We start from the raw sequence: 20885 nt of genomic DNA on the forward strand, positions 1-20885 counted from the left end.
ATGGGTGGGAAGTGAGCGGTGCAGAAGTGGGCGTCGCAGCAGGGATTCTCGCAGGCGAGGTCCGCGGACGGGCGCGCTGACCAGCAGCAACGCTGACAGGTGTGGACGCAGGTGACCTGCGGTCACAAGCGGCAGGCGCAGCCGCTGCTATCCACAGCCGAGGCGGCCCCCGCCTAGGGGAGAGTGGATTCGGGTGAGCCTGAGGGCATGTCCCGCATCGCGCTCGTCACCCAGCTGACCAGCCTCGCCGAACAGTGCGCCGCACTCGCCGACGGCATCGGCATCCGTCTCGACGTGCTGGCCCCGCACTCCGGCGGCTGGCAGGACGCCGTGCTCGTCCTCCTCGGCGAAGACGTCACCGACCCGCTGCCGGCACTGTCCGCCCCAACGGTGCTCATCGCCGTCGACCACGCCGCCGAGGTGTGGCAGCAGGCCGCCCGGCTCGGCACCGACACCGTCGCCGTGCTGCCAGCAGCCGCCGAATGGCTCACCCAGCGGATGATCCACGCCGTCGAACCGCCCGGCAGCCCAGCCACCACGATCGGTGTCGTCGCAGGTTCCGGAGGAGCCGGCGCCTCGGTGCTCGCGTGTGCGCTCGCCCGCCACGCCGCGACCGAGGCGGTCGAGACAGTGCTGCTCGACGCCGACCCACTCGGCGGGGGTGTCGACCTTGTGCTCGGCTACGAGAACATCGACGGGCTCAGGTGGCCGGCGCTGACGACATCGCGGGGACGGCTGAGGCCCTCAACCCTGCCGCAGGCGCTGCCGCGCAGCGAGGGACTCTCCGTCCTGTCCTGGGACCGCGAGAGCCACGCTGATCTCTCCGGCGACGTCTTCGACGCCGTCATCACCGCAGCCCAGCAGGCATTCAACCTCGTCATCGTCGACCTGCCCCGGCATGCCCCAGTCGAATGGGCCTCCAGCTGCCACCACCTCGTACTCGTCACTCCCGCCCGGGTGCGCGCAGTCATCGCCGCCTCGTGCGTGGCCAGCCGACTGCGCGCCGTCCACCCGGCCGTCGGCCTAGCCGTCCGCGCAGTCGATCGGCAGGGTCTCGACCCTGCCCTCGTAGCCGAGAGCATCGGACTCGAACTGCTCGGCAGCTACCGCGACGACCCGCCCCTGGCCGCCCAAGTCGACCGCGGCGAGGGCATCCCGTACGCGCGCACGCGCCTCAAACGATTCGCCGCAGACGTGCTCGACGGGATCCTGACAGACTCACCGCACTACGCCAGCGCAGGTGGCCGATGAGCGAGTGGATCGAACCCGGGCTCATCAACGATGTGCGCACCCACCTGCTCGAACATCCCGGCCCGATCACCGCCTCGGCGGTGGCAACAGCGGTCCAGCGCACCGGCCGAGTGCTCGGCTCGGCAGCCCTGCTCGAGCTGGTCGCTCGGATCTCCGCGCAGCTGGCCGGGGCCGGTCCGCTGCAGCCGCTGCTCGACGAACCCGGGGTCACCGACGTGTTCGTCAACGGGCCCCGCGACATCTGGGTCGACCGGGGCGCGGGTCTGATGCGGGTGCGTCTCTCACTCGGCGGGGAACCCGATGTGCGCACCCTGGCCGTGAGGCTGGCCGCTCTCGGCGGCAGGCGATTGGACGACTCGACTCCGCTCGTCGATGTGCAGTTGCCCGACGGGGTGCGGCTCAACGCCGTCATCCCACCGCTGTCCGGAGAGCACACGATCATGTCGTTTCGCATCCCGCGCCCGCGCGGATTCACCCTCGCTGAGCTCATCGACACCGGCGCGGTGCCAGCCGCCATCGCCGAACTGCTGCACCAGATACTCACCCGCCGGGCCAACTTCCTCATCTCCGGCGGCACCGGATCGGGCAAGACCGCACTGCTCGGGGCGCTGCTGGCCGAATCGGCAGACGACCAGCGGCTCGTCATCGTCGAGGACTCCCGCGAGCTCAGCCTCGACCACCCGCACGTCGTGCAGCTCTCGGCCCGCCAGTCCAATGTCGAAGGGGCCGGGACCGTTTCGCTGACGGACCTGGTGCGCAACGCGCTGCGAATGCGCCCGGACCGCCTCGTGGTCGGAGAGTGCCGTGGGGCTGAAGTCCGTGACATGCTCACCGCGCTCAACACCGGACACGAAGGCGGGTGCGCGACGATCCACGCCAACACCGGCGATGCGGTCCCGGCCCGGCTGGAGGCGCTCGGTGCGCTGGCCGGCATGACCCCGGCAGCCGTGCGCTCCCAGGTCGCCAGCGCCATCGACGTCATCATCCACATCCGCCGGCTGCGCCCCGGCGAAGCGGAGGAGCCAGGAACAGGTGCGGGGGCATCGCGGCAGGTGAGCGAGCTGAGCGTGCCGCGCGCCGAACCGGACGGGCGGATCGTCATGCACCCGGTCTGGCATGCCGGCACCGGTTTTGACACCACCGGCCTCGACATGCTCACCACCCTGCTCGCCGAACGCAGCGGCATCACCGGACCGCACCGATGACCGCCGTCGTCGTCGCACTCATCGGAGCGTTGGCAGCCGCCGGCTGGTGGCTGCTGAGCGCTGACACGGCAGCCAGCCGGCTCACCCAGCTGCTGCCAACCCGGGTGGGAGCCGACCAGTCGCCAAGCCGACCGCGGCTGTTCGCCCGCTGGCGCCGGCAGGCGGCCACCGCCTCGGGCCCGGACGATGAGTCCGCAGCGATCGCGATGATCGATCGGGCCGCTGAACTGCTGCGCGTGGGCATGCCGCCGGAGGCGATCATGAGCCAGCTCGGTGAGCTCAGCGACGACCCGCACAGCGCCGAGGTGCTCGGCCGCATGTCGCGTTCGCTGCGGCTGGGGGAGCGCCCGCACGAGGCGATCCGCCGGCATGCCGGACAGCTGCCGACTGCCCAGCACGACATCTTCGACGGGATGGCCGCCGTCTGGTTCGTCGCCGAGACCGCTGGTGCACCGGCTGCCGACATGCTCGCCCGCTACGCCACCTCCTGCCGTGAGAAGGCCGACGCCGCCCGCGAACGCGCCGTCGCGCTAGCTGGCCCGCAGTCGACGGTGCGCGTGCTCACCTGGCTGCCGGTGTTCTCCCTCGGCCTCGGCGCGTTCATCGGCGCCAACCCGCTGCGGCTGGCGCTCACCGTGCCTGGAGCGCTCAGCCTCGGCGGCGGCATCGCACTGCTGCTGGCCGGTCGCGCCTGGATGCGCGCGATGCTCAGGAGAGCGCAGTGAGCGGGCTCGTCATCGCCGTCATCGGTGTGCTCGTCGCGGCCGCCTTCGTGCTCTTCGACCCGGGAACAGCCGGCCGGCTCACCCGGCTGAGTGGCAGCCGTGCACATCCCCGCGCCCGAGGCGGTGGTTCCGACGATCGGGAAGCGGCCTCGAGTGCCGGGCGGGGTGTGAGTGACTCGCCGGTTGACCGGCTGGCCTTCGACCTGGAGCTGGTGGCGATCTGCCTGCAGAGCGGCCTGACCCCGGAGCGGGCGCTCATCCTGGCCGCGCAGGCCGCCGATGACCGCAGCGGGCTCGGCCGGCTCGGCCACGCGATCGCCCTCGGGCAGTCGACCGAAAGCAGACAGGCCGGACACGCGCATTCTGCAACGCACGGGGCGGACGGAGTGACGGGTGACGGTGCGCCCGGGCCGGTCGTCTCACAGCTGCCCGACATCGATGAGCGTCTGCGCCCGGTGGTCTCTCTCATCGACTTCAGCCGCCGCACCGGCGTTGCGCTCGCCCCGCTGCTGCGCGGGCTGTCGGCCGATCTGCGCCGCAGCGAGCAGCGCCGCCGCCAGCTGGCGGCTGCACGACTGGGCGTCACCCTCGTCATTCCGCTGGGTGTGTGCATCCTGCCGGCCTTCATCCTGCTCGGCATCGTCCCAGTCGTCATCACATTGGTCTCCAATATGGCTGGGGTGTTCCAGTGAAAACGGCTGTGGATCACGGTCTTGCGTGTGTGCACCCGGATGTGGACGCACCTCGGGCATCCACACCTGCGGTGCCGTGTCTGGAGGCAGCCGGCCGGTCACCGGAGGCTGGGATCAGCTCGCCGCCCCAGGCATCCAGCCCGTGGGCAGTGCAGCTGGAGTCCGCAATGGCACACAGTGAGGAGACACCATGGACACGACACAAGACCGCACAACACCGGCACGCAGTCCGAACCAGCAGAAGGCAGGCGCTGCACCGACCCGCCTGCTGGCCCAGCACATCAGCTCCGATGAAGGCGCCACGACTGCCGAATACGCGATCACCACACTGGCAGCCTGCGGGCTGGCGGCACTGCTCGTGACACTGCTCAAGAGCGACACGCTGCTCGAGCTCGTCACAGGCGTCATCAGCTCGGCGTTCGGGCTCGGAGGCTGACATGACCAGGCCAGTCTGCGAAGAGCGCCGTCGGCGGATCACCTGTGACCGGGGAGCGGCAACCGCGGAGTTCGCCATGGTGCTGCCGGCCCTGGTCCTGCTGCTGGCGCTCTTCGCAGGCGCGGCCACCGTCGGGATGACCCAGCTGCGCGCCTACGACGCCGCCCGGGCCGCCGCCCGCGAGGCAGCGCGGGGAGAACCGCAGCACTCGGTTATCTCCGAGGCAGAGAAGCGCGCCGGACCAGGATCGAAGGCAACGATCAGGACCGAGGGCGGATACACCGAGGTCGCCGTCGTCATCAGCCTGCCGCGACCGGTGAGCATGATCCTCAAACAGGTCGAGTCGTCAGCAACCGCCAGGACGGAAGGTAGCTGATGAGCCGGTCAGCCACAACCCTGCTCCGCTCTGATGCCGGGTCGACGAGTGTTGCGGCGATGATGATCGCAGCGGCAGCCTTCGCACTCGTGGCAGGACTCGGGCTGGGCGGCAAAGCCTTCCTCATCCACGCCCAGGCCGCTGGAACCGCTGACCTGGCAGCGCTCGCCGCCGCTGATGCCGCCCGCGGCATCGCACCGGGTGATCCATGCGAGGCTGCCGCCGCTACGGCCGCGAAAGCCGACCTCAAGGTCACCGAGTGCATCGCCCGCTCCGATCTCGGTGCGGCGACCGTCACCGTGAGCGCACCCCTGCCGGCCCCGTTACCGGCCATCAAAGTCAAGGCCGTCGCCGGCAGCTCCGGAGGTCCGTGAGAGCGCTCCGTGAGAACCCTAGATCCCGCGCAGCAGGGCAGTGAGGATCCGCGCGGCAGCGTCCTTGTCGAGCGGGTTGTTGCCGTTGCCGCACTTCGGCGACTGCACGCATGACGGGCAGCCGGTGAGGCACTCGCATGCTTCGATCGCCTCCAGTGTTGCGGTCTGCCATTCATCGAAGGCGCGGAAGCCGCGTTCGGCGAATCCGGCACCGCCGGGCTGTCCGTCGTAGACGAACACCGTCGTCTTCCCGGTATCAGCGTGGCGGTCGGTTGAGACACCGCCGATGTCCCACCGGTCGCAGCCGGCAAACAGCGGCAGCAGGCCGATCGAGGCGTGTTCGGCGGCATGGACGGCACCGGGCAGATCCGGTGTCACGATCTCGGCATCCGCGACCAGCGACTCGGACACCGTCCACCACACAGCCGAGGTGCGCAGGGTCCGTTCGGGCAGGTCGAGGGCGTGTTCGGAGAGCACGACGCCGGTGCCGTTCTGCCGGATCTGATACCCGGTGACCTGGTCGAGGACCTCGACCATGCCCAGGTGCACGTGCCCGCCTGAAGGCAGTGGGCGAGAGTCGGTGACCGATTCGATGCTGATCTCGGTGACGGACTTCGGCTGGGTCGTGTAGTCGACGGTGCGCGGTTCGACGAGAGCAACCCGCTCGTCAAGATCCAGGTCGGTGACGACGAACGTCTGACCCTGGTGGACATACACAGCCCCGGGGTGGGACTGGCGCAGCGCTCCGGCATCGTCGACGGTGCCGAGCACCGTGCCGGTGGCGGCGTCGACAAAGCGCACGATGCCGCCGCCTCCGCCGCGGATGTCGGTCAGCGCTGCCGCCGGTTCGCGCTTCGTCCAGTACCAGCCGGTCGGCCTGCGGCGCAGCAGGTTCGCCGCCGCCAGCTGCGCGACCGTCTTCTCCGCAGTCTCGCCGAAGAGTGCGAAGTCGTCCTCGGACAGGGGTCGTTCGGCAGCAGCGGCACACAGGTGCCCGCCGAGCACGTACGGGTTCGACGGGTCGATGACTCCGCCGTCGACCGGTGAGCCGAACACCGACTCCGGATGGTTGACGACGTAGGTGTCGAGCGGGTCGTCGCGGGCGATGAGCACGGCCAGCCATTCCGAACCGGCGCGCCCGGCGCGTCCGGCCTGCTGCCACAGCGAGGCCAGGGTGCCTGGCCAGCCGGCCATGACGACGAGATCGAGGCCGGCGATGTCGATGCCGAGCTCGAGGGCATTCGTCGAGGCCACCGCTCGCAGCCGGCCGTTGCGCAGCCCGGTCTCCAGTAGCCTGCGCTCCTCGGGAAGGTAGCCGCCGCGGTAGGCCGCGACTGCTCGGGTGAGCTCCGGGAACGACCGTGAGACCGCCGAGCGGGTCGCCTCGGCCAGGGCTTCGGTGCCGCGGCGGGAGGCGATGAAGGCGATGGCGGAGAAGTCTGAGCACACCGCATCGGCGAGCAGATCAGCCGACTCGGCGATCGTCGACCGGCGCTGCGGACCATCGGTGAGCACCCCGAGCGGATCCCCGGCCTCAGCCCCGAGCCCGAGCGGATCATCCCCATCCGAGCCGACACCGATGCCGAGCGGATCATCGACGCCGAGGGCATCGAAGACATCGGCATCCGGATCCCCGGTGGCGTTCGGGATGAGCGGCGGCTCCCACAGCACGAAGTGACCGGCCGCCCGCGGCGACCCGTCCTCGGTGACGGCCGTGCACTCCCGGCCGGTGAGCCGGGCGAAAGCGGTGGCCGGGTCGGCCATCGTCGCTGACGCCCCGATCACCACAGGCGCCGCCCCATAGTGGGCGGCGACGCGCAGCAGCCGGCGCAGCACGAGGGCGACATGCGAGCCGAACACTCCGCGGTACCGGTGGGCCTCATCGACGATGATGAACCGCAGATTCCGCAGCCAGCGGGCGAACCGGGCATGCTGCGGCAGGACCGTGCGATGCAGCATGTCCGGATTCGTGTAGATGAGGTTGGCGTGGGCGCGGGCCCAGTCCTTCTGCGCCTGTGAGACATCCCCGTCATAGGCCGCCGGCCGCAGCCCGGCCAGCACAAGCTGGCTGACCTTCTCCATCTGATCGTGGGCCAGAGCCTTCGTCGGCGACAGATAGATTGCCGTCGCCTGCTGACGCGGCACCGCATCCTTCGTCGCAGCGAACGCCTCCAGCACCGGCAGCAGGAACCCGAGCGACTTGCCTGAAGCCGTCCCCGTCGAGATGACCGTGTCCTCACCGGCATGGGCCGCCTCGGCAGCGGCCGCCTGATGCGTCCACGGACGCTCGACCCCGAGTGACTGCCAGGCCGCAACCACCTCGGCGGGCACCCAGTCCGGCCAATCGGCGAACTCCGCCTCCCGGGCTGGCAGGGTCTCGACATGGCGGATCCGGTCCTCACGCTGACCGAACCCGCTGACGAGATCGAGCAGCCGCCGACGAGGCGCCGCATCCTGCCGCTGAGCCATAGGCATCCATTGTCCCACCTGGCCAGGACACCACCGCACCCCACCGGTTTCGTACAGTGGGACACGTGAACACCTCGCCAACCACCGCCTCGGTCCCGGTTCCGACCGCCGACGAGACCACCCTGCGCCCGCTCGCCGACCTGCTCAAGCGCTCCTTCCCGTTCAGCCCGGAAGCCGCGCCGCTGTGGGACACCCACGCGCAGGCGGCCATCGAGCGCTCGAACGCCGCGCCTGCGATTGTGCAGACCTGGGCCCGCGTGGCGGCCGGTGAGATCCCCGCGCCCGAGGCGGCGCTCGCTTTGCTCTTCGTCCTCGACCAGGCCGTGGACGCCGGTTCCGTCGCCGAGGCGTGCGGGCCTGAGCTGTTCGCCGCGCTGCGGGCAGACGGCTGGCTCATCGACGCCGGCGAGACAACCGGCAGCGACGGCGCAGGTGACGGAACCGAGGACCAGGTGCGTGCGGCGCTGACGATCGCAACCTTCGACGGGCTGCTCATCGCCGCCGACTGGGGCACCCTGACCCGCGACGAACCGCTGGCAGGCGACCACGTCCTCGGGCTCGGGGGAGCAGGCCGGACGCTGGCGGCGGTCACCCCGCGCATGCCCGTCGAGCTGGCCTGCGACATCGGCACCGGCTGCGGCATCCAGGCGCTGCTGCTCGCCGCCCACAGCGCCCGCGTCATCGCCACCGACATCTCCACCCGGGCGCTCGCCATCGCCGAGCTCAACGCCGGGCTCAACGGCATCGAGTCGATCGAATTCCGGGCAGGCGACATGCTCACGCCGATCGACGAACCGGTCGACCTGCTCGTGGCCAACCCGCCGTTCGTCATCACCCCGCAGGGTGAGACCCAGACCTTCGAATACCGCGACGGCGGCCAGCCGGGTGATGCGATCATGGCCGGGCTCATCGCTGGGATCCCCGGACGGCTGCGCCCGGACGGCAATGCGGTGCTGCTGGGCAACTGGGAGTACCACGCCGCCGGCAAGCACAGCGCACCCGGCAAGCCGTCCGGCGGGCTCACCGCGCCCGAGGCGGTGGTGACCGAGGTGCCGGCACCGATCCGCTGGTGCGAGGAGCTGAGCACGCCCGGCAGCCCGGCAGCAGAGACCTCGATGCTGCTCATCGAACGCGAGCACCTCGACCCGGTCGCCTACGCCGAAACGTGGATCCGTGACGGCGGGGTGGCCCGGATGAGCGGCCGGTGGCAGGCCGACACCACCGCCTGGCTCAACGACTTCGGCACCCGCGGGGTCGCACGCATCGGATTCGGGTGGATCCGCATGCACCGGGCACCCACACCTTCGCAGCGGGCGCTGCACCATCTCCGGGAGACCGGGCCGCTCGCCGGTGACACCGCCACTCTGGCCGCTGTGCTCGACACCCGGCTGGCCGTCCTCGAATGGCTCGCCGGCACCGACGACGCGGGCCTGGAGCGCACTGCGTTCATCCGCGGCCAGGATCTCGTCGAGCACCGCCACCACACCCCCGGTGAGGACGAACCGCACACCATCACCTATGAACAGGGCACCGGATTCGGGCGCACCATCACCGCCGACACCGCCCTGGCCGGACTCCTCGGCGTCAGCGACGGCAGCCTGACACTCGGCGCCATCAGCGATGCGCTCGCCCAGCTGCTTGAGGCCGACCCGGCCGCCCTGCGCGCCCAGCTGACCGGGCAGGTCCGCCAGCTGCTGGCCGACGGATTCCTCTTCCCCGTCCTCGATTCCGGCGCTGGAGAGTTGAACACGCGCTGAGGGTCGCCGTGAGCGGCGGATGCTAAGTTCTGTAAGGTGTAAGCCACCGTGCGGCCAGTCAGGATCGTCCGGCCGGTGCGGTGCCGCTCGTCGCTCCGCGCACATTCCGTCGAAAGGGAACCTCGTGGCACAAACGGCTTCTCAGCCGCGCCGGCTCGTCATCGTCGAGTCTCCGACCAAAGCCCGCACCATCGTGGGCTACCTCGGGGACGACTACGACGTCGAAGCCTCGGTGGGCCATATCCGAGACCTGCCGCAGCCCTCGGAGCTGCCTGCGGATATGAAGAAGGGCCCCTTCGGCAAGTTCGCCGTCGACGTCGACTCCGACTTCGAGCCGTACTATCGGGTCGCCCCGGACAAGAAGAAGAAGGTCACCGAGCTCAAGCGCCTGCTCAAGGACGCCGACGAACTCTACCTGGCAACAGATGAGGACCGGGAGGGCGAGGCGATCGCCTGGCATCTCCTTGAAGTGCTCAAGCCCACGATCCCGGTCAAGCGGATGGTCTTCCACGAGATCACCCCCGAGGCGATCGCGCGTGCCCTGGAGAACACCCGCGAACTGGACTACTCGCTGGTCGACGCGCAGGAGACCCGCCGGATCCTCGATCGGCTCTACGGCTACGAGGTCTCCCCGGTGCTGTGGCGCAAGGTCCGCGCCGGCCTGTCGGCCGGCCGTGTGCAGTCGGTGGCCATCCGGCTCGTCGTCGAACGCGAACGCGAGCGGATGGCCTTCGTGCCTGCCCACTATTGGGACCTCGACATCGACCTGGCTGTGCCCGGCTCGGGTGCCGAGTTCGCTGCCCGGCTGGCGACGTATCACGGCCAGCGGGTCGCCGGCGGCCGCGACTTCGACGACGCTGGACAGCTGAAGAAGAAGGCCGCCTCCGAGGTCGTCGTCCTCACCGAGGACATGGCGACCGAACTCGCCGGCCAGCTCACCACCTCGGCGAAGGACAGCCTGAGCGTCACCGCGCTGGAGACCAAGCCGTACTCGCGCCGCCCGGCCGCGCCGTTCACCACCTCGACGCTGCAGCAGGAGGCCGGCCGCAAGCTGCGGATGACCGCCCGGCAGGCGATGCGCACCGCCCAGTCGCTGTACGAGAACGGCTACATCACGTACATGCGAACCGACTCCTCGGCGCTGTCGACCCAGGCGGTGACCGCCGCCCGGAATCAGATCGCCGAACTCTACGGCCCCGAATACGTCCCGGAGTCGGCCCGGGTGTACGCGCAGAAGCAGAAGTCCGCGCAGGAGGCTCACGAGGCGATCCGACCGGCTGGTGACTCCTTCCGCACCCCGGCCCAGGTGTCCGGGAAGCTGTCGGGTGATGAGTTCCGGCTCTACGACCTCATCTGGAAGCGCACCGTCGCCAGCCAGATGGCCGACGCGAAGGGCAAGACCGCGACCATGCGGATCACCGCTGACCTCGGTGAGGACAGGACGGCGGGCTTCACCGCCTCGGGCACGGTCATCACCTTCCGCGGCTTCCTCGCCGCCTACGAGGAGGGCCGTGACGCCGAACGTTACGCCGCCAAGGAGGGCGGCCGGCTGCCGGAGGTCACCGAAGGCCAGGCGATCTCCGTCGCCCGCGCCGAGGCCGACGGCCACACGACCGCACCGCCGCCGCGCTACACCGAGGCCAGCCTCGTCAAGCAGCTCGAAGAGCTCGGCATCGGCCGGCCGTCGACGTACGCGGCGATCATCTCAACGATCCAGGATCGCGGCTACGTCACCGAACGCGGCAGGGCGCTGGTGCCCAGCTGGCTGGCGTTCTCCGTCGTCCGGCTGCTCGAAGAGCACTTCGGAGGGCTTGTTGACTACCAGTTCACTGCAGCTCTCGAAGCCGACCTCGACGCGATCGCCGGAGGTGCGAAGGAGCGCAGCCAGTGGCTCAGCGAGTTCTACTTCGGCACAGGGGCTGACCACAACGGTCTCAAGCCGACAGTCGACGACTTAGGCGACATCGATGCGCGGGCGATCAACTCGATCGACATCGCCGAGGGCATCGTGCTCAGGGTCGGCCGGTACGGACCGTATCTGGAGGTCTCGCCGGAGGCGGCTGCAGGGGCTGGGGCGAAGGCTGCATCCGAGCAGGCCGGGGCGAAGGCTGCTGCCAAGGGTGAGGGGGAGTCTGGGGAGCCGGCGCCGATCCGCGTCTCCGTGCCCGATGACCTGGCCCCCGATGAGCTGACTGCTGAGAAGGCCCGTGAGCTCATCGCTGAACAGGGACAGGGCGACCGCGAGCTCGGCGTCGACCCGGAGACCGGCCACACGATCGTGGCGAAGTCCGGCCGGTTCGGCCCGTATGTCACCGAGATCCTGCCTGAACCGGAGGAGAAGCCCAAGCGCGGGGCCAAGAAGCCCAAACCGCGCACGGCCTCGCTGTTCAAGTCGATGGACCCGGCCACGGTCGACCTGGCAACGGCACTGAAGCTGCTGAGCCTGCCGCGCGAGGTGGGTGCCGACGCCGAGGGCGAGGTCATCACCGCGCAGAACGGCCGATACGGTCCCTACCTGAAGAAGGGCAGCGATTCGCGTTCGCTGGAGACAGAGGAGCAGATCTTCTCCATCACCCTCGAGGAGGCGCTGGCGATCTACGCCCAGCCCAAGCAGCGCGGCCGCCGTGCTGCGGCCGCCCCGCTTAAGGAGTTCGGCGAGGACCCGGAGTCGAAGAAGCCGGTTGTGCTCAAGGACGGCCGCTTCGGCCCCTACGTCACCGACGGGACGACGAACGCGACCCTGCGCAAGGACGATGCCGTCGACTCGATCACCGCCGAGCGGGCCTTCCAGCTGCTTGCGGAGAAGCGGGCGAAGGGACCGGCGAAGAAGCGCACGACGGCCAAGAAGACGACTGCCAAGAAGGCGCCGGCGAAGAAGACGACAGCGGCGAAGTCGACGACGGCCAAGAAGTCGACGACCGCAAAGAAGTCGACGACTGCGCGCACGACGGCGGCGAAGAAGACGACCGCGGCGAAGAAGACGACGGCTACGCCGAAGACGCCCTGATCTGAGCGATCGCAGAGCCAGAGCCCCGTCAGCCCTTCCGGCTGGCGGGGCTCAGCCGTTGCTGCGGGGCCGTTCCTTTGGCGCCGTTGCTGCGGCGCTTCAGCTGCTCACAGCTCGTGCTTGTCCCGGAACTCTGCCGCTGCGGCCAGCGTCTCCTCACCGATCTCCCCAGCGACCACCTCGTAGGCGGTGCTGTAGGCGGCGTCGAAGGCCTGGCCGACCGCCTCGACCGTCACCTCGGGGTGCACCTCGCTGATCGACCCGCCGGTCGCCGGATCCCACTCGACCCCCAGGGCCGCCTCGACGTCGGTGAGCACCGCCCGGATCGGATCGGGATCGGTCACGACTATCGACGACGAGAACAGCCAGCCGGCCGCGGTCACCCGCTGCGCCGTGCCGATCGCCTTGATCCTCCCTGCGACGTTGACGCTGTGCTCACCGGGGCAGTACTCACCCGGAATCTCGCCGAGGCGCGCGTCGATGCCGAGCGAGCGCAGCACCTGGGCGTACATCGCCCCGAAGTCCGTGAACCGGCCCTGCGTGCCCGATAGCAGCGTGGAGGCCGGTTCGATGTGATCGATGACAAGGCTGCCGCGGTGATACGGAGCCACCCGCCCGCCGAGCGAGCGCAGCACCGGCGTGAACCCGTGGGCGCGCGCGGCTTCGACCGCAGCGGGAAACCCGGGCAGGAACCGGTCGCGGGCACCGAAGGCAACGGTCGGCTCCGGTCGGTAGATCCGCAGCACACCCGGCCGCTGCCCGGCCCGCACCTCATCGAGCAGCACTCGGGCCAGGGAGAGCGCATCGACCGGGTCATCGGTCCCGCGCCCGAGGCGGTGCAGCCGGATGCGGGCAGGCGCAGGCTGGCCACCGGTCAGGGGAGAGGCTCCGGTTGACTCAGCAGCCGGGGCAGAGGCATCAGCCGGCTGGGCGGAATCAGCGGCCCGGGCGGCTGCGTCACGGGAGTCGGTGTCGGTCACCTAGACAGGATAACCGCGGCCGCGCCCGCCCCGGCCCGCCGCTGCATCCGGCCCCGCCGCCTCGTCCGGCGCCTGCCGCCTCGTCCAGCAAGCGGACAGGTGGGCCTCGTAGGCTGACATCGTCGATGTCCGAGCCGATGAGTATCGTGGAGATGTGATGACAACTCCGAATCCCCCGAGCGGCGCGTCCGCAGCCGCATCAGCGGCGCCCAGGCGGCACCCGCTCGCCTCGCTCGTCCCGCTTGGACTCGAAGTCGGCGCCTGGCTGCTGCTGCTGACCACCGGTGCGATCGCCTTCGGTCTCGCCGGCATCATGGGGTTCTTCGACACCGGCCTGCCGGCCGACCTGCACAGCGTCCAGCCCGTCTGGGAGGTCGGCGAATTCAGTGTCCGCCATGGCGCGATCGCCCTCACCGTCCTCCTCGTCGTCGCCGCAGCCGGCCTGTTCCTGCCGACCTCGCTGCTCGGCTCACGCCTGTCGACCACCGGCGGCCGGGTGCTGTCCTCCTCCGCCGCAGCTGCCGGAGTCTCGGGCCTGTTCCTCTTCTTCTTCCCCTCCGTCTGGCTCGCCTGGCTCACCGGCCTGCTGCTGGCGGTCATGGTCGCTCTGCTCGTCCGCCAGGCCCCGGGTGTGCACCGCAAACCGTGGCGCTCGGTCGGCGTCGCCGCGGGCCTCGGTCTGTTCGTCACCTACATCGCCCAGATCGCCTCGGGTGTCTCCGCCGGCGTGCCCGCCCAGCGCTGGCTGCTGCTGCTGGCCGCCCTCGTCATGCTCGCCGCGGCGATCGCCTCCTTCCTGCTGCCGGTCTCCGCCGACTCCGTCGACCAGACCACCGGTGCGTTCCCCGCTCAGCACCGCGGCCGCGGCGAGGCCGAGATCGCCCGCCCGTGGGCCTGCTACGTCCTCTTCGGGGCGCTTGGCGTCATCGTCGCGCTGCCCCAGATCGTCGTCGCCGACCTCAACTTCGGCCAAGCCGGCACCTACGCGATCCTGTGCGCCGCCCTCGTCGGCTGGGCCGCCGGCTTCGAAGCCGGCCCGACCTTCGCCCCGGGCATGACGCGCCCGCGCCTGACCTCCTTCGCCGTGCTCATCGCCGGCGTGCTGCTCGTCCTCATCGGCGCGCTCAAGGAGCTCTCGGGCATGGCCATCCTGTCCGGTGCCGCGGCGTTCGTCGTCGGCATCGGCGTGCGCGCCCAGCCGTATGCGTTCTCCCGCCGCATCGGGTTCGGCATCGGCGCCTTCGCCGCTCTACTGCTCACCTGGCTCGGCACCGCGCTCAACGTCCCGGTGACCGACTTCATGGTCTGGGAGATCACCACCACCGAGGTCGCCTACATCATCCCCGGCCTGCTCACCATCGCCGCCGGCATCATCGCGATCATGACGTTCTCCCCGCTCGGCGTCCGCGGCCTCGGCGTCGACCTCGTCCACGCCTTCCGCGCACCCGTCACCCGCACGACCGCTCCCGAGGAGCCGGTCGCCGGGCCCGAGGCGGTGGCCGGCTCCCAGCCGGGTGCCGTCGATGCCGCGCGCAGGCTGCCCGAGCGCGGCCTGTTCATCGCTTTCGAAGGCGGCGACGGGGTCGGTAAGACCACTCAGATCCGCAAGCTCGGCGAGCATCTGGCAGCCCGCGGCTTCGCCGACATCCACACCACCCGCGAACCCGGCGGCACCGAGGCCGGCCAGCGCATCCGCGAGGTGCTGCTGGGCGGCAGGGGAGTGGCCCAACGCGCCGAAGCACTGCTCTTCGCAGCCGATCGTGCCCACCACATCGCCGACCGCGTCGACCCGTGGCTCGCCGACGGCGGCGTCGTCATGACCGACCGCTACATCGACTCCTCACTGGCCTACCAGTCAGCTGGCCGGCAGCTCTCGGTCGCTGAGGTCGGGGCGATCTCACGCTGGGCGACGACCGGGCTCATCCCGCACCTGACGATCATCCTCGACATGGAACCGGCGACAGCGAATGCCCGCACCGAATCCCGCGGCGGCGCCAACCATCTCGACCAGGCCGGTCTTGAGTTCCACTCGCGCGTCCGGCAGGCCTTCCTCGACATGGCCGCCCGCGAACCGCAGCGCTACGTCGTCATCGACGCCGACCGTGACCGCGACGCCGTCGCCGCCGACATCGCCGCAGCCGTCGACCGCACGCTGACAGCCCAGGGCATCCGCCCCCAGCCCCCGGCGGTCAGTCAGTCCCCAGCGGTCATTCAGCCCCCAGCGGTCAGTCAGCCCCCGGCTGGCGGCGAGCAGCAGGCAGCCAACCGGCCCGCAGCCGCAGCCGGGCCGGAAGCTGAGTCGCTAGCTGCCGACGAGGACGCCACCACGGTCCTGCCCTCAGCCAGCAGCGGAAACGGCAGCCACGCGGCCGGCGAAGACGACGATGACTCGGCCACGACCGTGCTGACACCCCAGGCGGGAGCCGAGCCGGATCCCGGTGACGCCGAGACGACCGTGATGCCGCGCCAACAGCTGCACAACTCCTCGCGGCAGAAGCTGCAGGCCCAAGCTGAGATCGAACGCCAGGCTCGTGAGCGCCTGCGCGAAGCCCGCATGCGCGGCATACGCCGAGGAGACCCGCAGTGACCGGCGTGTGGAGTGAGCTCGTCGGCCAGGACGCGGCGATCGAACAGCTGCGCCGCGCCGCCCATGCCGCTGGCCGCATCGCCGCCGGCGACACCTCGGGCGCCGCCTCGATGACCCATGCCTGGCTCATCACCGGCCCGCCGGGCTCGGGCCGGTCGAATGCCGCACGAGCCCTCGCCGCAGCGCTCTTCAGCCCGTCCCACGGTGATGAGCTCGACTCCGAATCGCACCGCGCGCTGGCCGGCACCCATGAGTCGATGACCGTCATGTCGACGCAGAAGTCGCTCATCTCCATCGACGAGGTCCGCGACCTCGTCTCCCAGGCCCATTCCGCCCCGGTCAACGCCCCCTGGCGGGTGATGATCATCGAAGACGCCGACCGGATGGCCGAACGCACCTCCAACGTCCTGCTCAAGGCGATCGAGGAACCGCCGCCTGCAACCGTGTGGATCCTGTGCGCGCCGAGCACCCAGGATGTGCTCACGACGATCCGCTCACGCTGCCGCAACGTCAACCTGCGGATCCCGCCGACCGAGGCGATCGCCGAGCTGCTCATCACCCGCGACGGCGTCGACCCGGACAAGGCCGCCTGGGCCGCTGCAGCCGCACAGAACCACATCGGCCGGGCCAAGCGCTTCGCACTCAATGAGGCGGCCGCCGCCGAACGACAGCGCACGCTGGACATCCCCTCCCGGCTGACCTCCCTGGGCACCACCGTGCGGCTGGCCGGCCGTGTCGTCGACAGCGCTGCCGAACGTGCCAAAGAGCGCACCGCTGAACGCAATGCCGCCGAACGCGAGGAGCTGCTCACCACCCTCGGTGTCGAACCCGGCAAAGCCCCGCCGCCAGCCGTGCGCGCCCAGGTGCGCCGCCTCGAAGAGGAACAGAAGCGCAAGAACGTCCGCGCCCGCAACGACGAGATCGACTCGATGTTCTTAGAGCTGCTCTCGCTGTACCGCGATGTGCTGCTGTGCCAGCTCGGGCTCTCCGACGGCTGGATCAACAAGGGCGAGGACGAGCGCATCCGCGCACTGGCTGAGGGCAGCACGGCCATGAGCACGCTGCGCCGCATCGACATCCTCACTCAGGCTCGCCAGCGACTGGCGACGAACATGGCTCCGCTGCTCATCGTCGAAGCTGCGTTCATCGGGCTCGTGAACCCCTGGCTGCTCGCCGAGTGAGCCTGCCGGCAGGCTGAGTGCGCTCAGTCGTCGAGCAGGCTGCCGACGAGGTCGCGGACGAGTTCGACCCGCCTGGGAATCCACGCCGCCACCGCGTGCTCGCTGTCGGCATGCGACCCGCCGCCGATCGTGCCGAGCCCATCGAGGGTCGGCACACCGATGCCGGCGGTGAAGTTCCCATCCGAACCGCCGCCCACAGCGATCGACCGCAGCGGCGGGTGCCCGAGCCTGCCGGCGATCCGCTGGGCGCGGGCGTAGAGGTTCATCGAGTGCTTCGTCTCGAACGGCGGCCGGTTGATGCCCCCGCGCAGCAGCAGCTTCGCACCGGGGTGCTTCGGCTTGAGCATGCGCAGCGCGGCGTCGACGCGACGCTGCTCCTCAATCTGCACCGCACGGGAGTCGATGCCGACCTTCGCGGCAGCCGGCACCGTGTTCGTCGTCGTGCCCGAGCTCATGACGGTCGGCACCACCGAGGTGCCGGCTGAACGATCGCCGATCGTGAGGATATCGAGCACCTGGGCTGAGACCTCGGCGGTGGCATTGATGCCCTTCTCCGGCTCGACACCGGCATGCGAGGCACGGCCGCGCACTTCGAGCTCATAGATCGCCACACCCTTGCGCGCGATCTTGACTGCCCCGTCGGTGCCGCCGGATTCGAAGACGAGCGCGGCCTTCGCCCCGCGCGCCTCCTCCTCGATGAGTGAGCGCGAGGTGATCGAACCGAGCTCCTCATCACCGGTGATGAGCACCGAGACACCGTCGAGGCTGCCGCGGCGGGCCAGCAGCTGGCCGAGGGCGTGGAAGATGATGAGATCTCCGCCCTTCATGTCATCGGCACCCGGGCCGCGGATGATCCCGTCGATGAAGGAGAACGGCAACCGGCGGATCGTGCCCAGCGGCCACACCGTGTCGTGGTGGCCGATGAGCACCACCTCGCGCGGGCCCGAGCCGAAGCGCCAGAGTGCATGGGTGGCCTTGTCGATGCGGATGAGCCGGGCGGCGCTGCCGAGGTGGGAGGCGCCGATCTTCGAGACGAGACGGGCGCTGCGGGCCACCGCATCAGGATCCGCGGACGGGGATTCGCATTCGATGAGCTCCTCGAACTCGCGCAGGAAGCGATCCATATCTACGGCCACGTTCTCTCCAGGTCCTTTCGTCTCTCGGTGGGCGGTATGCGATGGCAGGCGGGGCTGCCGGGCAGCGGTGTGCGCTGCGCGCCGCCAGCTTCACTGTATCGCGCCGGCAGGTGTAGGCGCCGGAATGTCCTTTTGACGCTCGACTGAGTGAGCCGCTATCCTTGTCCAGGTTGCCTCCTTAGCTCAGTCGGCAGAGCGTCTTACTCGTAATAAGAAGGTCGCCGGTTCGATTCCGGCAGGAGGCTCTCTGATTGTCAGGAAACGCGCGGATGTCACCAGAAGACATGGGCGCGTTTCTGCTTTCTCACGTTGGGCCCGCAACGTGCGGCTTGATGCTCGAAAAGGCGGCGACGGCTGTAGAGACGGCTACTGCTGATCCGGTCCGTTCACTGAAGGGCTTTGTCGCCGAGCATCCCGTGGACCGGGAGCGCGTCGACGTGCACAAGGAGCGGATGCTCGCCGAGGTGCGTGTGTACCGGCTCCGCGAGCTTCGCGAGCAAGCTGGCCTAACACAGGCTCAGCTCGCGGAGCGCATCGGCGTAGGGCAGCGCCAGGTCTCCAAGATCGAGCGTGGCGACCTTGATAACGCAAAGGTTGGAACGATCCGCAGCTACCTTGAAGCAATCGGCGGTGGCCTGGCTATCGAGTACGTGCTGGGAGACCAGCGTATCCAAGTGGCCTGATCGAAGCCGACGCCGAACGCGTCTGGATCGCGTGAGTCGGCCTCATGTTCGAGCCATGTCCAGGGCTTTCAGCGCGACTGCAGCAGTTGCCGATCGGTCCAACTGATGTGGATGCAAAAGCAGCCGACCCCCGTTCCGCCATCACGCCCGCATCGCAGCCGGGGCTGCTCAACTGTGCGCCGGTGCGGTTGTCGGTGAGTCGATGTCATATGTGACACAGTCATGACACTTCGGCAATCGGTTCTGCTATGGTCGTCACCGTCCGCATCGAGCGGATCCTTGCAGACGGTGCGGATCATCTGCACCACAGCGTGCGGCGAACGTCCGCACTTTTTCTCGGATGAAGGGAGAGCCAGCGCGATGTTCCGCCTGCACCTGTTCTCCCGCCGCGTCATCGATCTGATGTACGTGTGCACCTCCGGTTGTTGCTCCTGATATCTCCACGCCGCCCCGGCATGACGAGCATTCCTATGCCCTGATCGGGCAGGAACCCCTGCTGCCTGTGCCGCCTGCGGCTGTCTGTCGCACGCCTGAGGTGCGCTGTCTGCGGCGCCATCCAGTGCCTGCGACGCGAATTCTCTCTCACCACTGCCGAACCGCCGCCCGGACACATCCGGCCAGCCTGTGATGTCAGGCCAGCCGGCGCCTCGGCTCTGCACAAAGGACTTCCATGATCATCACTGGACTTCTCGTCGGCCTCGTTCTGGGCTTCGTCTTCCAGCGTGGCCGCTTCTGCGTCACCGGAGCCTTCCGCGACATCTTCATCGCCGGCAGCACCCGCTGGTTCTCCGCGTTCATCCTGCTCATCGCCGTCCACGCCGTCGGCCTCATGGCACTCAACACGCTGGGCATCATCACCCTGGAGACCGACCCCTTCCCGTGGCTGGCCTCGATCGTCGGCGGCTTCGTCTTCGGGTTCGCCATCATCCTCGCCGGCGGCTGCGCCACCGGCACCTACTACCGCTCCGGCGAAGGACTCATCGGAAGCTGGTTCGCCCTCATCTTCTACGCTCTCTTCTCCGCGTTCATGAAGGCAGGACCGGCCGCCGGGTTCACCGAATGGATCCGCGGCATCACCCTCGAGCAGGGGTCCCTGCCGGCTACCTTCGGCCTCTCCCCATGGGTGTTCGCCGTTGTGCTGGCAGCTATCGCCGCAGCACTCGTCGTCCACCACCAGCGGAAAGCGAAGACCCCGCTGGCTGCCCTGCCGCCGCGCAAGTCCGGACTGGCCCACCTGCTGACCGAGAAGCGCTGGAACCCGTTCGCCACTGCTGTGGTCATCGGCATCATCGCCACGATCGCCTGGCCGCTCTCAGCCGCCACCGGCCGCAATGCAGGTCTGGGCATCACCACCCCGTCATCGAACCTCGCGCAGTACCTCACCACCGGTGACGTCGACCTCATCGACTGGGGTGTCATGCTCATCCTCGGCATCCTCACCGGCTCGTTCATTGCCGCCAAGGCCTCAGGCGAGTTCCGGCTGCGGGTGCCCGACGCACCCACCGTGGTCAAGTCGATCGGCGGCGGTGCGCTCATGGGCGTCGGTGCTGCGATCGCCGGAGGCTGCACTGTCGGCAACGCGATGGTCGAAACCGCCCAGTTCAGCTACCAGGGATGGGTCTCGCTCATCTTCATGATGCTCGGCACCGGGCTGGCAGCCAAGCTCACCATCAAACCCGCCACCGCCTCGGCGCCGGCCGCCCGCGTCAGCGCCTGACAGCCACCACATATCGAACCGGACAGCCACCACATATCGAAAAGGAGACCACCATGCAGCATGTGCTTGAGACCAACGGACTCGTCTGCCCATTCCCGCTCGTCGAGGCCAAAGACGCGATGAACGGCCTGCCGGCCGGTGACGAACTCGTCATCAACTTCGACTGCACGCAGGCAACCGAGTCGATCCCACAGTGGGCAGCCGACAACGGCTACCCGGTGACCCACTTCGACCGGACCGGCGAGGCCTCCTGGACCATCACCGTGCAGAAGGCCTGAGGGCCTCGGCGACGGAACCGGCGCTGGGCGC

General features: G+C 69.4%; 17 protein-coding genes and 1 tRNA gene. 15 read left to right on the forward strand and 3 right to left on the reverse strand.

The window, feature by feature from the left end; genetic code table 11:
* The first annotated feature begins 207 nt into the window (after positions 1-207).
* From ssd to B4E96_RS00955, 7 genes are all read left to right on the forward strand, one after another.
* Positions 208-1251, forward strand: coding sequence for a septum site-determining protein Ssd (gene ssd / locus B4E96_RS00925; protein WP_259800371.1), 1044 nt, complete (start codon positions 208-210; stop codon positions 1249-1251).
* A complete protein-coding gene (locus tag B4E96_RS00930) occupies positions 1248-2456 on the forward strand; it encodes a TadA family conjugal transfer-associated ATPase (protein ID WP_286956036.1) in 1209 nt (402 codons plus the stop codon). The genes ssd and B4E96_RS00930 overlap by 4 nt, the downstream gene beginning before the upstream one ends.
* Positions 2453-3181 (forward strand): type II secretion system F family protein, encoded by a 729-nt coding sequence (locus tag B4E96_RS00935; protein WP_286956038.1) that lies wholly within the window; start codon positions 2453-2455, stop codon positions 3179-3181. Before B4E96_RS00930 ends, B4E96_RS00935 begins: the two co-directional genes overlap by 4 nt.
* The gene (locus B4E96_RS00940) at positions 3178-3873 is read left to right on the forward strand and encodes a type II secretion system F family protein (RefSeq protein ID WP_286956040.1); all 696 of its coding nucleotides are present in this window, start codon (positions 3178-3180) and stop codon (positions 3871-3873) included. The genes B4E96_RS00935 and B4E96_RS00940 overlap by 4 nt, the downstream gene beginning before the upstream one ends.
* Positions 3874-4063: 190 nt before the next feature.
* Positions 4064-4309: a DUF4244 domain-containing protein gene (locus B4E96_RS00945; protein WP_286956042.1), complete on the forward strand. Its 246-nt coding sequence runs from the start codon at positions 4064-4066 to the stop codon at positions 4307-4309.
* A 1-nt stretch (position 4310) separates the two neighbouring features.
* Complete coding sequence (locus tag B4E96_RS00950; protein WP_286956044.1) at positions 4311-4685, forward strand: TadE family type IV pilus minor pilin; 375 nt, start codon at positions 4311-4313, stop codon at positions 4683-4685.
* A complete protein-coding gene (locus tag B4E96_RS00955) occupies positions 4685-5059 on the forward strand; it encodes a hypothetical protein (RefSeq protein ID WP_286956045.1) in 375 nt (124 codons plus the stop codon). The genes B4E96_RS00950 and B4E96_RS00955 overlap by 1 nt, the downstream gene beginning before the upstream one ends.
* Positions 5060-5077: 18 nt before the next feature.
* On the opposite strand, the gene B4E96_RS00960 is transcribed toward B4E96_RS00955, so the two are convergent.
* Positions 5078-7528, reverse strand: a complete 2451-nt coding sequence (locus tag B4E96_RS00960) for a DEAD/DEAH box helicase (protein ID WP_286956047.1) — start codon at positions 7526-7528, stop codon at positions 5078-5080.
* 65 nt (positions 7529-7593) lie between these two features.
* Between B4E96_RS00960 and B4E96_RS00965 the strand changes: the two genes are divergently transcribed.
* Together B4E96_RS00965 and topA are read left to right on the forward strand one after the other, a co-directional pair.
* A complete protein-coding gene (locus tag B4E96_RS00965) occupies positions 7594-9285 on the forward strand; it encodes a class I SAM-dependent methyltransferase (RefSeq protein ID WP_286956049.1) in 1692 nt (563 codons plus the stop codon).
* A gap of 124 nt (positions 9286-9409) precedes the next feature.
* Complete coding sequence (gene topA / locus B4E96_RS00970; RefSeq protein WP_286956050.1) at positions 9410-12292, forward strand: type I DNA topoisomerase; 2883 nt, start codon at positions 9410-9412, stop codon at positions 12290-12292.
* 107 nt (positions 12293-12399) lie between these two features.
* Here the strand turns inward: topA and B4E96_RS00975 are convergent, their stop codons facing one another.
* The gene (locus B4E96_RS00975) at positions 12400-13140 is read right to left on the reverse strand and encodes a lipoate--protein ligase family protein (RefSeq protein ID WP_406892198.1); all 741 of its coding nucleotides are present in this window, start codon (positions 13138-13140) and stop codon (positions 12400-12402) included.
* 289 nt (positions 13141-13429) lie between these two features.
* Between B4E96_RS00975 and tmk the strand changes: the two genes are divergently transcribed.
* Together tmk and B4E96_RS00985 are read left to right on the forward strand one after the other, a co-directional pair.
* Entirely contained in the window at positions 13430-15859 is a 2430-nt protein-coding gene (tmk, locus tag B4E96_RS00980; protein ID WP_286956052.1) for a dTMP kinase, read from the forward strand.
* Positions 15856-17040, forward strand: a complete 1185-nt coding sequence (locus tag B4E96_RS00985) for a DNA polymerase III subunit delta' (RefSeq protein ID WP_286956054.1) — start codon at positions 15856-15858, stop codon at positions 17038-17040. Before tmk ends, B4E96_RS00985 begins: the two co-directional genes overlap by 4 nt.
* A gap of 23 nt (positions 17041-17063) precedes the next feature.
* Here B4E96_RS00985 and B4E96_RS00990 read toward each other — a convergent pair whose 3' ends face one another.
* Positions 17064-18176, reverse strand: coding sequence for a M20/M25/M40 family metallo-hydrolase (locus B4E96_RS00990; protein ID WP_259832951.1), 1113 nt, complete (start codon positions 18174-18176; stop codon positions 17064-17066).
* 172 nt (positions 18177-18348) lie between these two features.
* Between B4E96_RS00990 and B4E96_RS00995 the strand changes: the two genes are divergently transcribed.
* The 4 genes from B4E96_RS00995 (at position 18349) to B4E96_RS01010 (ending at position 20854) form a co-directional block, all read left to right on the forward strand.
* Positions 18349-18421 (forward strand) — tRNA-Thr (locus tag B4E96_RS00995).
* Between the two features lie 24 nt (positions 18422-18445).
* Positions 18446-18859 carry a helix-turn-helix domain-containing protein gene (locus tag B4E96_RS01000; RefSeq protein ID WP_239557124.1) on the forward strand — a complete coding sequence of 138 codons (414 nt, stop codon included), beginning with the start codon at positions 18446-18448 and terminating at the stop codon, positions 18857-18859.
* A 670-nt stretch (positions 18860-19529) separates the two neighbouring features.
* A complete protein-coding gene (locus tag B4E96_RS01005; RefSeq protein WP_286956057.1) occupies positions 19530-20576 on the forward strand; it encodes a YeeE/YedE family protein in 1047 nt (348 codons plus the stop codon).
* A 53-nt stretch (positions 20577-20629) separates the two neighbouring features.
* Entirely contained in the window at positions 20630-20854 is a 225-nt protein-coding gene (locus tag B4E96_RS01010; protein WP_102161239.1) for a sulfurtransferase TusA family protein, read from the forward strand.
* Positions 20855-20885: the final 31 nt, after the last annotated feature.

It is taken from the genome of Brevibacterium sp. UBA7493, from assembly GCF_002479565.1.
Lineage (GTDB): Bacteria > Actinomycetota > Actinomycetes > Actinomycetales > Brevibacteriaceae > Brevibacterium > Brevibacterium luteolum.

What these genes read in the sequence shown, in the direction of transcription:
- B4E96_RS00950 (WP_286956044.1), top strand. Translation starts at nt 4,311, where the DNA reads ATGACCAGGCCAGTCTGCGAAGAGCGCCGTCGGCGGATCACCTGTGAC.
- ssd (WP_259800371.1), top strand. Translation starts at nt 208, where the DNA reads ATGTCCCGCATCGCGCTCGTCACCCAGCTGACCAGCCTCGCCGAACAG.
- B4E96_RS01000 (WP_239557124.1), top strand. Translation starts at nt 18,446, where the DNA reads ATGTCACCAGAAGACATGGGCGCGTTTCTGCTTTCTCACGTTGGGCCC.
- B4E96_RS00945 (WP_286956042.1), top strand. Translation starts at nt 4,064, where the DNA reads ATGGACACGACACAAGACCGCACAACACCGGCACGCAGTCCGAACCAG.
- B4E96_RS00930 (WP_286956036.1), top strand. Translation starts at nt 1,248, where the DNA reads ATGAGCGAGTGGATCGAACCCGGGCTCATCAACGATGTGCGCACCCAC.
- B4E96_RS00955 (WP_286956045.1), top strand. Translation starts at nt 4,685, where the DNA reads ATGAGCCGGTCAGCCACAACCCTGCTCCGCTCTGATGCCGGGTCGACG.
- B4E96_RS01005 (WP_286956057.1), top strand. Translation starts at nt 19,530, where the DNA reads ATGATCATCACTGGACTTCTCGTCGGCCTCGTTCTGGGCTTCGTCTTC.
- B4E96_RS01010 (WP_102161239.1), top strand. Translation starts at nt 20,630, where the DNA reads ATGCAGCATGTGCTTGAGACCAACGGACTCGTCTGCCCATTCCCGCTC.
- B4E96_RS00960 (WP_286956047.1), bottom strand. Translation starts at nt 7,528, where the DNA reads ATGGCTCAGCGGCAGGATGCGGCGCCTCGTCGGCGGCTGCTCGATCTC.
- tmk (WP_286956052.1), top strand. Translation starts at nt 13,430, where the DNA reads ATGACAACTCCGAATCCCCCGAGCGGCGCGTCCGCAGCCGCATCAGCG.
- B4E96_RS00935 (WP_286956038.1), top strand. Translation starts at nt 2,453, where the DNA reads ATGACCGCCGTCGTCGTCGCACTCATCGGAGCGTTGGCAGCCGCCGGC.